The organism is Microbulbifer harenosus, assembly GCF_005771435.1.
In the GTDB taxonomy this organism is placed as follows: domain Bacteria; phylum Pseudomonadota; class Gammaproteobacteria; order Pseudomonadales; family Cellvibrionaceae; genus Microbulbifer; species Microbulbifer harenosus.
In genome coordinates this window covers 44,476-58,603 of record NZ_VANI01000019.1, presented here as the reverse complement: position 1 = coordinate 58,603, position 14,128 = coordinate 44,476, and the positions used below count along the sequence as shown (strand labels likewise).

Annotated in this window: 12 protein-coding genes; 8 read left to right on the top strand and 4 right to left on the bottom strand. The window is 60.9% G+C overall.

The features are described 5' to 3' along the window. Window positions 1-61 precede the first annotated feature (61 nt). Window positions 62-2,890 carry an excinuclease ABC subunit UvrA gene (gene uvrA / locus FDY93_RS16765; protein ID WP_138236920.1) on the bottom strand — a complete coding sequence of 943 codons (2,829 nt, stop codon included), beginning with the start codon at window positions 2,888-2,890 and terminating at the stop codon, window positions 62-64. Between the two features lie 151 nt (window positions 2,891-3,041). Between uvrA and FDY93_RS16760 the strand changes: the two genes are divergently transcribed. The 4 genes from FDY93_RS16760 (at window position 3,042) to FDY93_RS16745 (ending at window position 7,410) form a co-directional block, all read left to right on the top strand. Beyond that, window positions 3,042-4,445 carry a mannose-1-phosphate guanylyltransferase/mannose-6-phosphate isomerase gene (locus tag FDY93_RS16760; protein WP_171019024.1) on the top strand — a complete coding sequence of 468 codons (1,404 nt, stop codon included), beginning with the start codon at window positions 3,042-3,044 and terminating at the stop codon, window positions 4,443-4,445. 126 nt (window positions 4,446-4,571) lie between these two features. Beyond that, window positions 4,572-5,744 carry an MFS transporter gene (locus tag FDY93_RS16755; protein WP_138236919.1) on the top strand — a complete coding sequence of 391 codons (1,173 nt, stop codon included), beginning with the start codon at window positions 4,572-4,574 and terminating at the stop codon, window positions 5,742-5,744. 215 nt (window positions 5,745-5,959) lie between these two features. Beyond that, the gene (gene ssb / locus FDY93_RS16750; RefSeq protein WP_138236918.1) at window positions 5,960-6,532 is read left to right on the top strand and encodes a single-stranded DNA-binding protein; all 573 of its coding nucleotides are present in this window, start codon (window positions 5,960-5,962) and stop codon (window positions 6,530-6,532) included. A gap of 17 nt (window positions 6,533-6,549) precedes the next feature. After that, entirely contained in the window at window positions 6,550-7,410 is an 861-nt protein-coding gene (locus FDY93_RS16745) for a sugar nucleotide-binding protein (RefSeq protein ID WP_138236917.1), read from the top strand. Window positions 7,411-7,498: 88 nt separating this feature from the next. Here the strand turns inward: FDY93_RS16745 and fabB are convergent, their stop codons facing one another. Together fabB and fabA are read right to left on the bottom strand one after the other, a co-directional pair. Next, a complete protein-coding gene (fabB, locus tag FDY93_RS16740) occupies window positions 7,499-8,722 on the bottom strand; it encodes a beta-ketoacyl-ACP synthase I (protein WP_138236916.1) in 1,224 nt (407 codons plus the stop codon). Window positions 8,723-8,783: 61 nt separating this feature from the next. Then, the gene (gene fabA, locus FDY93_RS16735) at window positions 8,784-9,308 is read right to left on the bottom strand and encodes a 3-hydroxyacyl-[acyl-carrier-protein] dehydratase FabA (RefSeq protein WP_138236915.1); all 525 of its coding nucleotides are present in this window, start codon (window positions 9,306-9,308) and stop codon (window positions 8,784-8,786) included. Window positions 9,309-9,577: 269 nt separating this feature from the next. Between fabA and galU the strand changes: the two genes are divergently transcribed. Together galU and FDY93_RS16725 are read left to right on the top strand one after the other, a co-directional pair. Beyond that, window positions 9,578-10,414 (top strand): UTP--glucose-1-phosphate uridylyltransferase GalU, encoded by an 837-nt coding sequence (gene galU / locus FDY93_RS16730; RefSeq protein WP_138236914.1) that lies wholly within the window; start codon window positions 9,578-9,580, stop codon window positions 10,412-10,414. A 1-nt stretch (window position 10,415) separates the two neighbouring features. Continuing rightward, window positions 10,416-11,765, top strand: a complete 1,350-nt coding sequence (locus FDY93_RS16725; RefSeq protein ID WP_138236913.1) for a phosphohexomutase domain-containing protein — start codon at window positions 10,416-10,418, stop codon at window positions 11,763-11,765. Window positions 11,766-12,210: 445 nt separating this feature from the next. Here the strand turns inward: FDY93_RS16725 and ispB are convergent, their stop codons facing one another. Next, a complete protein-coding gene (ispB, locus tag FDY93_RS16720; protein WP_138236912.1) occupies window positions 12,211-13,173 on the bottom strand; it encodes an octaprenyl diphosphate synthase in 963 nt (320 codons plus the stop codon). Between the two features lie 312 nt (window positions 13,174-13,485). Here ispB and rplU point away from each other — a divergent pair, with 312 nt between their 5' ends. Beyond that, entirely contained in the window at window positions 13,486-13,797 is a 312-nt protein-coding gene (rplU, locus tag FDY93_RS16715) for a 50S ribosomal protein L21 (protein WP_138236911.1), read from the top strand. A gap of 18 nt (window positions 13,798-13,815) precedes the next feature. Beyond that, complete coding sequence (rpmA, locus tag FDY93_RS16710; RefSeq protein WP_010132157.1) at window positions 13,816-14,073, top strand: 50S ribosomal protein L27; 258 nt, start codon at window positions 13,816-13,818, stop codon at window positions 14,071-14,073. Window positions 14,074-14,128: the final 55 nt, after the last annotated feature.

The following is a 14,128-nucleotide window of genomic DNA, read 5'->3' as shown; positions in this document are numbered from 1 at the left end:
CCTTTCGCTCTCCCTGAAGCAGTGGAGCAGCCCGACCATCATCCGTGATCGGGCTGCGTATTCATTTGACCTTCAACATCGGTTTCAGGAAGCGTCCGGTGTGGGAGGCTTTGATTTTTGCCACCTGTTCCGGAGTTCCCGCGGCGATGATCTCACCACCGCCAGAGCCGCCCTCGGGGCCGAGATCCACGATCCAGTCGGCGGTCTTGATCACGTCCAGATTGTGTTCGATCACCACGATGGTATTGCCGTGGTCGCGCAGGCGGTGCAGTACATCCAACAGTAACTGGATATCCGCGAAGTGCAGGCCGGTGGTGGGTTCGTCGAGAATATACAGGGTCTGGCCAGTGTCGCGCTTGGACAGTTCGCGCGACAGCTTCACCCGCTGCGCCTCACCGCCGGACAGGGTGGTCGCCGCCTGGCCGAGTTTGATGTAGGACAACCCCACATCCATCAGCGTCTGCAGCTTCTTGGCGATGGCCGGCACCGGGTCGAAAAATTCCCGCGCGTCCTCCACGGTCATTTCCAGTACTTCATGGATGCTCTTGCCCTTGTACTGCACCTCTAAGGTTTCGCGGTTGTAACGCTTGCCCTTGCAGGTGTCGCAGGGCACGTAGATGTCCGGCAGGAAGTGCATCTCCACCTTGATCACGCCATCGCCCTGACAGGCCTCGCAGCGGCCGCCCTTTACGTTGAAACTGAAGCGCCCGGGTTTGTAACCGCGGGAGCGGGCCTCCTGGGTGCCGGAGAACAGCTCGCGGATAGGGGTGAAAATGCCGGTGTAGGTGGCGGGGTTGGAGCGCGGGGTGCGGCCGATCGGGCTCTGGTCGATGTCGACGCACTTGTCGAAATGCTCGAGCCCCCTGATGGCCTTGTGCGGCGACGCCTTCAGCGTGGTGGCTTTGTTGAGCGCAGTGGCCGCGAGCGGGTACAGGGTGGTGTTGATCAGGGTGGACTTACCGGAGCCGGATACACCGGTGACACAGGTGAATAGACCAACGGGAATTTCCAGGTCGACACTTTTCAGGTTGTTGCCGCTGGCACCCTCGATACGCAGGAGCTTGTCGCTGGCTTTGACGCGCTTCGCAGGTATGGCGATCTGTTTCTTGCCTGACAGGTATTGCCCGGTAAGTGAGCGCTCGCAACTGGCTACCTGTTCGTGGGTGCCCGCAGCAACCACTTCACCGCCGTGCACACCGGCGCCGGGCCCGATGTCGATCAGGAAGTCCGCCGCGCGGATCGCGTCCTCATCGTGTTCCACCACAATGACCGTGTTGCCGATATCCCGCAGGTGGGTGAGGGTATTCAGCAATCGCTCATTGTCGCGCTGGTGCAGGCCGATGGAGGGTTCGTCGAGAATGTACATAACACCGACGAGACCGGCGCCTATCTGGCTCGCCAGGCGGATGCGCTGGGCCTCGCCGCCGGACAGGGTTTCGGCGCTACGGTTCAGGGTGAGGTAGTTGAGGCCCACATCCACCAGAAAGCGGAAGCGGTCGCGCAGCTCCTTTAAGATCTTGTCGGCGATCTCTTTCTGGGCGCCTTTGAACTTCAGCTGGTTGGCGAAGTAGTCGAAGGCATCGCCCACCGGCAGTTCCGTGATCTGCGCCAGAGTGCGGTTGTCTACGAACACGTTGCGCGCTTCGCGCCGCAAACGTGTGCCCTCACACTCCGGGCACTTTTGAGTGCTCAGGTATTTTGCCAACTCCTCGCGCACGCTCTGGGATTCGGTGTCGCGGTAGCGGCGCTGGAAATTGGGGATGATGCCCTCGAAGGTGTGGCGGCGGATGGTGACGTCGCCGCGCTCGTTGACGTAGCTGAAGTCGATGGGCGTATCGCCGCTGCCGTGCAGGACCGCTTCCCGGTCTTTCTTGCGCAGCTTCAGCCACGGCTTGTCGACATCGAAACCGTAGTGCTCCGCCAGCGAGGTGAGCATGTGATAGTAGTAAATGTTGCGCCGGTCCCAGCCGCGGATGGCGCCCTCGGAGATGCTGCTCTCCGGATCCAGGATCACCTTGTCCTCGTCGAAGAACTGTTTTACACCGAGGCCGTCGCAACCGGGGCAGGCGCCTGCCGGGTTGTTGAAGGAGAACAGGCGCGGCTCCAGCTCGTCCAGTGAGTAATCACACACCGGGCAGGCGTGACGGGCAGAGAACAGGTGGTCGTCGCGGTCGCCGTCCATGAAACTGATAGAGGCGATACCGTCGGTCAGGTTGAGTGCGGTCTCGAAGGACTCCGCCAAGCGCAACTGCAGGTCGTCGCGCACCTTGAAGCGGTCCACGACCACTTCCACCGAGTGTTTCTTGCGCTTGTCCAGTTTCGGCGTGTCGTCGAGGTCGCACACGGTGCCGTTGATGCGTGCGCGCACAAAGCCGTCCCTGCGCAATTGCTCGAACACATGCAGGTGTTCTCCCTTGCGGTCGCGCACCACCGGCGCCAGCAGCATGATTCTGGAGCCCTCGGGCAGCGCCAGCACCTGGTCCACCATCTGGCTGACGGTCTGTGCCTGCAGCGGTATGTGGTGCTCCGGGCAGCGCGGTTCGCCCACGCGGGCGAAGAGCAGGCGCAGGTAATCGTAGATCTCGGTAATGGTGCCCACGGTGGAGCGCGGGTTGTGGGAGGTGGATTTCTGCTCGATGGAGATGGCCGGCGACAGCCCCTCCACCGTATCCACATCCGGCTTTTCCATCATCGACAGAAACTGGCGCGCATAGGTGGAGAGAGACTCTACGTAGCGACGCTGGCCTTCAGCATAGAGGGTGTCGAACGCGAGTGAGGACTTACCAGAGCCAGAGAGGCCGGTAATCACGATCAGCTTGTCGCGGGGAATATCCAGGTCGATATTCTTCAGGTTGTGGGTGCGCGCACCTCTGACGTAAATCGTGTCCACTCGGCGTCCTGTATTTGCTTTGCTGCTATGAGGGCGCCCGGGGGTAAGAACCGGGCGGAAGGAAACGGTCAAGTATAATCCGGCGGGCGATTGTGCCAAAATGCCTGCCGCGCTCTTTTCCATTGAATAACCCTGTGTGGATACGGAAATCATGATCCCCGTCATTCTCTGCGGCGGTACCGGTTCGCGTCTGTGGCCGCTTTCCCGGGATGCCTACCCCAAGCAATTTCTCGCTCTCGCCGGCAGTCAGACCATGCTCCAGGCCACGGCCTTGCGACTCGACGGACTGCCAGAAGTGGAAGCGCCGATCCTGGTGTGCAACGAATCCCACCGCTTTGCCGCGGCCGAGCAATTGCAGGAAGTGGGGCGCGCGGCCCAGTCGATTTTGCTGGAGCCCTGTGCCCGCAATACCGCCCCGGCCATCGCGCTGGCGGCACTTCGCGCGGTGGAGCAGGGGCAGGACCCGCTGTTGCTGGTGCTGCCGGCAGATCACGTGGTGGCGGATACCGCGGCTTTTCAGCAGTCGGTAAGTGCGGCGAAGAAGCTGGCGGAAGATGGCCTGCTGGTCACCTTCGGCATCGTGCCCACCTGCGCCGAGACCGGCTACGGCTACATCCGCAGCGGCGACGCGCTGGCCGGCGGCTGGAAGGTGGCGGAGTTTGTGGAGAAGCCCGATCTCGCCACCGCCGAAAAATACCTCGCCAACGGCGACTACAACTGGAACAGCGGTATGTTCCTGTTTCGCGCCTCGCGCTATATCGAGGAGCTGGCCCAGCAAAATCCCGCAATACTTGACGCCTGCCGCGCCGCACTGGCCGGCGCCGCGCGCGACCTGGATTTTACCCGCGTTGATGCAGATGCCTTCCGCCGCTGTCCGTCCGATTCCGTGGACTACGCGGTAATGGAGAAAACCGAATCCGCCGCCGTAGTACCGATGCAGGCGGGCTGGAGCGATGTGGGTTCCTGGTCCGCGCTGTGGGAGCTGGCTGAGCGGGATGCGAACGACAACCTGCTGCGCGGCGACGTACTGGCAGAGGATTCCCGTGGTTGCCTGGTGCACGGTGCCGATCGCCTTGTGGGCATCCTCGGCGTGCAGGACCTGGTGGTGGTAGACACCGATGACGCCCTGATGGTGGCGCACAAGAGCCGCGTGCAGGACGTGAAAAAACTGGTGCAGCGGCTCAAGCAGAACGAGCGCAGTGAAGCGGAAAATCACCGCAAGGTGTTCCGCCCCTGGGGTTACTACGATTCCATCGACGCCGGTCCGCGCTTTCAGGTGAAGCGCATCGTGGTCAAACCCGGTTGCCAGTTGTCCCTGCAGATGCACCATCACCGCGCCGAGCACTGGATTGTGGTGCGCGGCACGGCCAGGGTGACCCGCGGGGACGATCAACTGCTGCTGACCGAGAACGAATCCACCTTCATTCCCCTCGGCGTGGTCCACCGCCTGGAAAATCCCGGCAGTATCCCCCTGGAGTTGATTGAGGTGCAGTCCGGCAGCTACCTCGGCGAGGACGATATCGTCCGTCTCGAAGACAAATACGGGAGAGAGTGAGGGCGCAAACGGCGGGATTGCGTCGATAAATCTGCGCTATCCGCTCGTTAGGCAGCGGGGAGTCCTATCTCCGCTGCTGTGGCTGCTACAATGCGCCCCGTTTTTTGCCGTGTCCGGAACCTCTGCATGAATTCCACTGAACGCCGCGCACTCGCCGGCCTCGCCTCCCTCTATGTCTTCCGCATGCTGGGCCTGTTTATGGTGCTGCCGGTGCTGTCTCTGTACGGCGCCGACTACCGCGGCAGTACTCCCGCGCTGCTGGGGCTGGCGCTGGGCGCCTACGGCCTGAGCCAGGCGCTGCTGCAGATCCCCCTGGGAATGCTGAGCGACCGCTGGGGGCGCAAGCCGGTGATTTTTCTCGGGCTGGCGGTATTTGCCATGGGGAGTGTGGTGGCGGCACTGACGGACTCGGTATACGGGCTGATTGCCGGACGCATACTGCAGGGCGCTGGCGCTATCGCCGCGGCCACTATGGCACTGGCGGCGGACCTGACCCGGGACGAAAACCGCGGCAAGGCGATGGCGGTGATTGGCGCCTCCATCGGCGTGGCGTTTGTGCTTGCAGTGGTGCTGGGGCCGCTGGTGGCGGGCCTCGGTGGTCTTTCGGCCATATTCTGGCTCACCGCGCTACTGGCGCTGGTGGGCATGCTGCTGGTGTGGCGGCTGGTGCCTAATCCGCAACAACTGGCCCCGCGCGGCCCGCGCCAGGGGGATTTCTCCCGGCTGTTGCGACAGGGGGATGTGTGGCGGCTGGTGAGTGGAGTGTTTTTCCTGCACCTGCTGCTGACCATGATGTTCGTGCCGCTTCCGCACCTGCTGGTGGATCAGTTGCACCTGGCCAGCGACCAGCACTGGAAACTTTATGGCCCGCTGATGCTGGGCGCCTTTGTACTGATGCTGCCGCTGATGCGCGCGGCAGAAAAACGCCAACAGGTTCCCGGTGCCATGCGCCTGGCCCTGCTTGGGTTGGTGTTCGGCGGGGTGGCGCTGATGCCGGAGGTGCGGGGTAACTGGATAGTGTTGTGCCTTGGGGTATTCTTCCTCGCTTTTAATCTACTGGAGGCATTGCTGCCTGCGCAGCTGACCCGGGTGGCGCCGGCGGAGTGCCGCGGTGCCGCCACCGGTCTCTATGCGACCCTGCAGTTTCTCGGTGCCTTTGCCGGTGGCAGCCTCGGCGGGGTAGTGTACGGCCAGGGCGGTGCCGGGGCTGTGGCCACCCTCGCGCTGGGAGTTCTGCTGCTGTGGTCCATCGCCTGGTGGCAGATGCGCGGCACCCGCGTACCCCTTGCAGGCCGCTGAGAAGGATCTTTTTCCGCTGGCGCCGGCTCGCCCGGGTAGCGGTGACGGCCCCCGCCCGAGTGTTGTATGCTGCTGGATAAAAATACACTGTTGGCGAGGCCGGCAGCTGGCGGATCATGGACCGCGGCGCCGGTTTCCCGAATCTGAATTTTTGAACTCTGAACCTTTGAACAATGAAATGGGCCCGCCAGAGGGCACACTGAGAGGAGAGGCTTATGGCCAGGGGCGTTAATAAAGTGATTCTGATTGGCAATCTGGGCGGCGACCCGGAAACCCGCTATCTGCCCAGCGGCGGCGCCGTTACCAATGTCACCCTGGCGACGTCTGAAACCTGGAAAGACAAGCAGACCGGCCAGCAGCAGGAGCGCACCGAGTGGCACCGTGTGGTGTTCTTCAATCGTCTGGCAGAGATTGCCGGCGAGTACCTGCGCAAAGGCAGCAAGGTCTACCTTGAGGGTTCTCTGCGCACGCGCAAGTGGCAGGACAAGCAGACCGGTCAGGACCGCTACACCACCGAAATCGTCGCCAGCGAAATGCAGATGCTCGACGGCCGCGGTGAGCAGAGCGGCGGCTATCAGCAGCAGGGCGGCCAGGGCGGTGGCTACCAGCAGCAGGGCGGCGATTATAACCAGGGCGGTTACCAGGACGAATACGCTCAGGGCCGCTCCGCACCTTCTCCCATGGCGCCGTCCAATCCTTCTTCAAACCAGCCGCAAAATCGCCCCGCCGGCAACCAGGCACCCATGGGTGGCTTTGATAACAGCTTCGACGACGACATTCCCTTCTAACGCGGGCCGTCTCCTCCATGCATCACACGGGTTATCAGCCTGACACCGCCGTGCTTATCGGTGCCGGCAATGCCATCGACGGACCCCTGCAGAAGGGGTTGCAGAGGGTAGGTTTCCGGGTGCAGTTGTTGGGGCTTGAGCAGATCGCGGCGGCACCTCTCGGTATTCGCGAGGGTAGCCTTGTGATCAACGCCGCCAGCTGTGCTGGCAGCGCGCGCATGCACGAGGCCCGCGCGGTGTGTGAGGCCCTGCGGAACCAGCCCTGTGCGGCGTTGCTGCACCTGTCCTCCTACGGGGTATTCGGGCGCGCCCGCAGCCGGAAAATCGACGAGGAAACCGCGCCAGAGCCCAGCTCGGAAATCGGGCGGCACTGGCTGGACTGTGAGCGGATTCTTACCGGAAGCAGCCCGGCCGAATACGGTGTCAGCATCCTGCGTCTCGGCTGGCAGGTGGACCGCAGCGAGCGTGCGTTGCTGGCGCGGGTCATCCGCGGCCTGCTGAATCACAAGCCGGTTACGCTTGACGACGTGAGCCGCGGCAATCCAGTCACGGTGGCGGACCTGGTGCGGGTGGCTGTTGCCATGGCCCAGCAGTTGGCGAGCGGCGCGCCGAAGTCCGGCATTTACCACTACGGCGCGGCGGACAACTGCAGTGCCATGGAATTTGGCCGTGAAGTGGTCGACCGGGTGCGCTCCCTGTATGGCGAGGATTACGCCGCGGATTTGCGGCCGGTTGAGCCCGCGCCGGAGGACCGTTCCTCGGTGCTGAGCTGTGAGCGGCTGCGCGACGTGTTTGGTATCCAGCAGCGCAGCTGGCGTCAGGGGCTGACCCGTCAGGTGGAGCTGTGGCTGGAGCGGCTGCAGAAAGCGGAAAGCTGACTGCGACGTTGATCAGGGTGCTGGATCAACAACAAAAAGGGCGAGCCGCTGCGCGGCTCGCCCTTTTTGTTTGGCGGAAAGCCCGAGGTCAGATCTTGTCGAAGATCAGACTGGCGTTGGTGCCGCCGAAGCCGAAGCTGTTGGACAGCGCCCGGCGGATCTGGGTCTCGCGCAGCTCGGTAACCAGGTCGAGGCCCGCCGCCGCTTCGTCCAGCGTCTCCACATTGGCGGAGGCGGCGATAAAGCCGTTCTGCATCATCAGCAGGGAGTAAATGGCTTCCTGCACACCGGCGGCACCCAGGGAGTGACCGGTGAGGGACTTGGTGGAGGCGAATGCCGGCACCTTATCGCCAAACACTTCTTTCATCGCGCGCAGCTCGGCTACGTCGCCCACCGGGGTGGAGGTGCCGTGGGTGTTGATGTAATCCACGCCGCCTTCCAGGCCCTTGCCGTCCATGCCGGCCAGCGCCTGCTGCATGCAGCGCGCCGCACCCTCGCCGCTAGGGGCGACCATGTCGTAGCCGTCGGAGGTGGCGCCATAGCCCACCAGCTCGGCGATGATGTTGGCGCCGCGGGCTTTTGCGTGTTCATATTCTTCCAACACCACACAACCGCCACCGCCGGCGATCACGAAGCCGTCGCGGTTGGCGTCGTAGGGGCGGGAGGCCTTGGTGGGGGTGTCGTTGTATTTGGACGACAGCGCGCCCATGGCGTCGAACAGATGGGTCAGGCTCCAGGCCAGTTCCTCACCGCCGCCGGCAAACACGATGTCCTGCTTGCCCATCTGGATCAACTCTGCGCCGTTGCCAATACAGTGCGCGGAGGTGGCACAGGCAGAGGAGATGGAGTAGTTCACGCCTTTGATCTTGAAGGGAGTGGCGAGACACGCGGATACCGTGCTGCCCATGACCTGTGGCACACGGAAGGCGCCGACTTTACGTACACCTCGGGTCTTGGTGATCTCGGCGGACTCGATGATGGCCGCGGTGGACGTACCACCGGAACCCATCACCAGGCCGGTGCGGGGATTCGAAATGTCGGACTCTTCCAGGCCCGCCATGCCAATGGCCTCGGCCATGGCGATGTACGCATAGGCGGCGGAGTCGCCCATGAAACGCAGGTGCTTGCGGTCGATGTATTCCTTGAAATCGATGTCGACCACACCGGCGACCTGGCTGCGCAGACCCAGCTCGGCGTATTCGTCCATAAAGCGGATGCCGCTGCGGCCGGCCTTCAGGGAGGCCAGCACTTCCTGCGTATTGTTACCGATGCAGGAAGTGATGCCCATTCCGGTAATGACTACCCGGCGCATAGTGATCTCCAATAAAACTTGTTGTGTGAATTGTTATTGTTTTGTGTGACAGACCGACAGATCAAAAGTTGTCTGTGCGGGTAAACAGGCCGACACGCAGATCCGTGGCAGTGTAGATTTCGCGCCCGTCGACAGACACGGAGCCATTGCCGATGCCCATCACCAGCTTGCGTTCCACCAGCCGGCTCATCTGAATATGGTAAGTAACCTTCTTATTGGTCGGTAGGATCTGGCCGGTGAATTTCACTTCGCCGCAGCCGAGGGCGCGGCCGCGACCGGGGTTGCCTTTCCACGCGAGAAAATACCCCAGAAGCTGCCACATGGCATCCAGGCCGAGGCAGCCGGGCATGACCGGGTCACCGGGGAAATGGCAGTCAAAGAACCACAGGTCGGGGGTGATATCCAGCTCGGCAATCAGCTCGCCTTTGCCAAATTCACCGCCGTCTTTGGAGACATGGGTGATGCGGTCGAGCATCAGCATATTGGGGGCGGGCAGCTGGGCGTTGCCCGGGCCGAACATTTCTCCGCGGCTGCAGGCCAGGAGCTCTTCGCGGGTGTAGCTGCTTTTTTGAACGAAATTACTCATTGGGTCCCCGATTTTGGGCATTCTTTACACGAGCCGGCATTCTAAGGGCTAAGGATAGCTTGTCCAGTCGGTCATAACCCTTTTTGTGACCGGAACTGTCTCAAATAGCCCTTGACCCGCGGCTTGTGGCGGGAAACTCCGGACATCTTGCCAGTTTGCCCCGGGTCATGGGCGGTCTGATTCTTGCCTGATCATTATCATGGTTTTGTGATAACTTGCGGCCACTCGGCGCAGGAGAGCGCTGGTGGAAGAATTTCAGCGAGGGTGTGATGCTCAAAAAATGTCTTTTTCCCGTGGCCGGTTACGGAACCCGCTTCCTGCCGGCGACCAAGGCCATGCCCAAGGAGATGTTGCCGCTGGTCAACAAACCTCTGGTGCAATACGGCGTGGAAGAGGCCATTGAGGCGGGCCTGACTGAAATCGGCTTTGTCACCGGGCGCGGCAAGCGCGCCATTGAAGACCATTTCGATACCAACTTCGAGCTTGAGCATCAGATCGCCGGCACGGGCAAAGAGCGCTACCTCGACAGCGTGCGCAAGGTAATCGACCGCGCCAGCTTTTCTTACACTCGCCAGGGCGAGATGCGCGGTCTCGGCGACGCCATTTTGCAGGGGCAGCGCCTCATCGGCGACGAAGCCTTCGCCGTGGTGCTGGCAGACGACCTTTGCCTCAATGATGGTCCCGGTGTACTCGAGCAGATGGTGCTACTGTACAAGCAATTCCGCTGCAGCATTGTCGCGGTAGAGGAAGTGCCAGCGGACCAGATTCACAAGTTCGGTGTTATTGCCGGCAACGAAATCAAACCGGACCTCTATCAAGTCACCGACATGGTGGAAAAACCGGCGGCGGAAGACGCGCCGAGCAATATGGCCATCATCGGCCGCTACATTCTCACGCCAGATATTTTTGAATTGATCCGCGAGACCCCGCCGGGGAAAAACGGTGAGGTGCAGATCACCGATGCGCTGCTGACGCAGGCGCAGCGCGGTTGTGTTCTCGCGTATAAATTCAAGGGACGCCGCTTCGATTGCGGCTCCGTCGACGGCTTTATCGAAGCCACCAATCACGTCTACAAAACAATGTATTTACCGGGGGGAAAGGGCTGAAATGTCTGAATTGACCTGTTTTAAAGCGTACGATCTGCGCGGCCGCGTGCCGGACGAGCTGAACACCGATGTGGCCTACCGTGTAGGTCGCGCCTTCGCCCAGTTTCTGGGGGCGCGCCGCGTGGTGGTGGGGCACGATATCCGCCTCACCAGTGGCGAGCTGACCGACGCCCTGGCCAACGGCCTGCGCGACGCCGGGGCCGATGTTTATCACATCGGCGAATGCGGTACCGAGGAAATCTATTTCTCCACCTTCCATGGCGACTTCGATGGCGGAATCTGCGTTACCGCGAGTCACAACCCCATGGACTACAACGGCATGAAATTCGTGCGTGCAGGCTCCCGCCCGATCAGTGGTGACACTGGCCTGCTGGACATTAAAAAGCTCGCGGAAGACAACAATTTCCCCGCAGTGGAAAAGCGTGGTGAGTTGCACACCTTTGCGCACCGCGACGATTTCGTAAAACATCTGTTGGGTTACGTCGACGTTTCCACACTGAAACCGCTGAAACTGGTGGTTAACGCGGGCAACGGTGGCGCCGGTGCGGTGGTGGATGCCCTGGCTCCGCACCTGCCGTTTGAATTCGTGCGCGTGCACCACGAGCCCGATGGCACCTTCCCCAATGGCATTCCCAACCCGATCCTGCCGGAAAACCGCGAGTCCACCGCTACTGCCGTACGCGAGAGTGGTGCGGATTTCGGTATTGCCTGGGACGGTGACTTCGATCGCTGTTTCTTCTTCGATGAGCGCGGTGAATTCATCGAGGGCTATTACGTCGTCGGCCTGTTGGCGGAAGCCTTCCTGGCCAAGCACCCGGGTGCCAAGGTGGTACACGACCCGCGCCTGACCTGGAATACCGAGGATATCGTGAAAGCGGCGGGCGGCGAGCCGGTGCAGAGCAAAACCGGCCACGCCTTTATCAAGGAGCGTATGCGCAAGGAAGACGCCATTTACGGCGGCGAGATGAGTGCGCACCATTACTTCCGTGATTTCGCCTACTGCGACAGCGGTATGATTCCGTGGCTACTGGTGGCGGAGCTGGTGAGCCGCAGTGGCAAACCTTTGTCGCAGCTGGTGGGCGAGCGCATGAAAGCCTTCCCGTGCAGTGGTGAGATCAATTCCAAGGTCGCCGACCCGAAAGCCCTGTTGCAGGCGGCGGAAGAGAAGTACGCGGCCGGTGCCAACAGCGTCGAGCATGTGGATGGTCTGAGCGTTGCCTTTGACGATTGGCGTTTCAACCTGCGCATGTCCAACACTGAGCCGGTTGTGCGTTTGAATGTCGAGTCCCGTGGGGATGAGGCGTTGATGAAGGCCAAGACCGAAGAGTTGCTGGTTCTGATTCGCGGATAGTTTTTTACTTCGTTGTGGGCACTGTTGCACTTCGTAGTGGAGTTCAATGGCGGCCCTGCTACCGGGTACTGCCTTGCGAGACACGCCGTGAACCCATCCATGGGGGCTCTTCTAAAACATCCCTGTTTTAGAAGGTCTCGCAAGGCAGTACCCGGTAGCAGGGCCTTAGCTTTGAATTTTCGACTTCGTTTTTGGCAATAGAGTCGAAGTTCAAAAGTGCGATGCGAAGGCGGGGTGCCGGGTGCGGGTTTTCAGGAGCGTCGCAAACAGGATGTTTGCGCCGCAGCGCCCAGGGATGGGTTCACAGCGGTCCGGAAAACCCGCACCCGGTGCCGCGCCGCCAGCGGACCTGATTTAGAACCACGCTTCAAAAGTCTATCAGCCGCCTCCACGCCAGCTTCAGAGCCGCAAACAAAAAGCCCCGAAGATACTCCGGGGCTTTTTGTTAAGTGGTCCGCTGAATCGAAAATTCCGCTAACTGTCGAAGCGCAGTCTTGTGCTCCCCGTCCGGCAAAAACTCCAGTTTCTCCAGGGCGAGTTCGACTTCTTTTCTGGCGCGATCAAAGGTGTAATCCAGCGCACCACAAGACTCGATAGTCGCAACAATCTCAGGAAGTTTATCCGCGGATTTCTGTTCAATTGCCTCCCGCACTAAAGCTGCCTGTTCTTCAGTGCCATTCGCCATCGCGTAAATCAGCGGCAGGGTCGGCTTGCCTTCGGCCAGGTCGTCGCCCACATTCTTACCGAGCTCTTCCGAATTACCGCGGTAATCCAGTGCATCGTCCACCAGCTGGAAGGCAGAGCCCAGATGGCGACCGTAGAGCTTCAGGGATTCGCGCTCATCCGCGCTGCAGCCGGCCAGAACCGCTGCGGTTTCACAGGCCGCTTCGAACAGCGCGCCGGTCTTCTTATGGATAACGTTCAGGTAATTGGCTTCGGTGACCGCAGGATCGCCCGCATTCACCAGCTGCTGCACCTCGCCCTCGGCAATGGTGTTGGTGGTGTCAGACAGGATCGCCATGATGTCCATGTCCTTCAGTGCCACCATCATCTGGAAGGCGCGGGAGTAAAGGAAGTCGCCCACCAGCACCGCCGGCGCATTGCCCCACTGGGCGTTGGCGGTGATGCGGCCGCGGCGCATGTCCGAGGTGTCCACCACATCGTCATGCAGCAGCGTCGCCGTGTGGATGAACTCAATAATCGCCGCCAGCGGGATATGATCCTCGCCCCGGTAGCCCGCCGCACGGGCGCACAGCAGCACCAGCAGCGGGCGCAGGCGCTTGCCGCCGGCCTCAACCAGATAGTGGCCAATGTTTTCCACCAGGGGAACGTCTGAGTGCAGTTGATCAATGATGGTCTGATTGACCGCCGCAAAATCGTCGGCGGCTACCTGGTGGAAAGGCAACATGCGGGTTCCTTATACATCGCTTTGGTATTCTGTCGGCGGCAAGACTAGCGGTTTTGGACGCGGGCGGAAAGGCGCGGGCAGGCTGTTGCCCGAAAAGCGCGCTATTGTGCCGTGCGGCCTAATTGATTAGAATCTGCGCCCCGCTCGCACCGGGTTCGCCTGTCATGTTAGTTCATGGGGTGACCTCTGGGCCGGGAAGACGTTTTAAACACACGGCGCAAGCTCCCAAAATGCTGGCTGAGTGGTCACCGATTGTTGGTGATTAGACCCTGTCGCTGCTTCGTGTCGTCCATTTTGTTGGAGCATAGAAATATGTACGCAGTTATTGAAAGCGGTGGCAAACAACACCGTGTTGTAGAAGGCGAAGTTCTGCGCCTGGAAAAAATTGAAGCTGCTACCGGTGAATCTGTCGATTTTGACAAGGTTCTGATGGTAGTAAACGGCGACGCCATCAACATCGGTGCGCCTGTAGTGGAAGGTGCCAAGGTGACTGCAGAAGTGCTGAGCCACGGCCGCGGCGACAAGGTGAAAATCATCAAGTTCCGTCGTCGTAAGCACTCCATGAAGCGTCAAGGTCACCGTCAGTGGTACACCGAAGTTAAGATCACTGGCATCAAGGCATAAGCAGAGGAGTAACGACTCATGGCACACAAGAAAGCTGGCGGTAGTACGCGCAACGGTCGCGATTCCGAAAGTAAACGCCTGGGCGTGAAGCGCTTTGGCGGTCAAGCTGTCTCCGCAGGCAGCATCATCGTGCGTCAGCGCGGTACCAAGTTCCACGCTGGTGTGAATGTTGGTATGGGCAAAGATCACACCCTGTTCGCTACCGCCGATGGCGTGGTGAAGTTTGAGGTGAAAGGTGCGAATAACCGGAAGTTTGTTTCTATCGAAACTGCCTAAGCGGTCACAGCGCCCGATAAAAAGCCCCGCAATTGCGGGGCTTTTTTGTATCTTG

Bases quoted from the DNA above. Each gene is read 5' to 3' on its own strand.
- FDY93_RS16760 (WP_171019024.1), top strand. From the start codon at position 3,042: ATGATCCCCGTCATTCTCTGCGGCGGTACCGGTTCGCGTCTGTGGCCG.
- FDY93_RS16755 (WP_138236919.1), top strand. From the start codon at position 4,572: ATGAATTCCACTGAACGCCGCGCACTCGCCGGCCTCGCCTCCCTCTAT.
- ssb (WP_138236918.1), top strand. From the start codon at position 5,960: ATGGCCAGGGGCGTTAATAAAGTGATTCTGATTGGCAATCTGGGCGGC.
- FDY93_RS16745 (WP_138236917.1), top strand. From the start codon at position 6,550: ATGCATCACACGGGTTATCAGCCTGACACCGCCGTGCTTATCGGTGCC.
- fabB (WP_138236916.1), bottom strand. From the start codon at position 8,722: ATGCGCCGGGTAGTCATTACCGGAATGGGCATCACTTCCTGCATCGGT.
- fabA (WP_138236915.1), bottom strand. From the start codon at position 9,308: ATGAGTAATTTCGTTCAAAAAAGCAGCTACACCCGCGAAGAGCTCCTG.
- galU (WP_138236914.1), top strand. From the start codon at position 9,578: ATGCTCAAAAAATGTCTTTTTCCCGTGGCCGGTTACGGAACCCGCTTC.
- FDY93_RS16725 (WP_138236913.1), top strand. From the start codon at position 10,416: ATGTCTGAATTGACCTGTTTTAAAGCGTACGATCTGCGCGGCCGCGTG.
- ispB (WP_138236912.1), bottom strand. From the start codon at position 13,173: ATGTTGCCTTTCCACCAGGTAGCCGCCGACGATTTTGCGGCGGTCAAT.
- rplU (WP_138236911.1), top strand. From the start codon at position 13,486: ATGTACGCAGTTATTGAAAGCGGTGGCAAACAACACCGTGTTGTAGAA.
- rpmA (WP_010132157.1), top strand. From the start codon at position 13,816: ATGGCACACAAGAAAGCTGGCGGTAGTACGCGCAACGGTCGCGATTCC.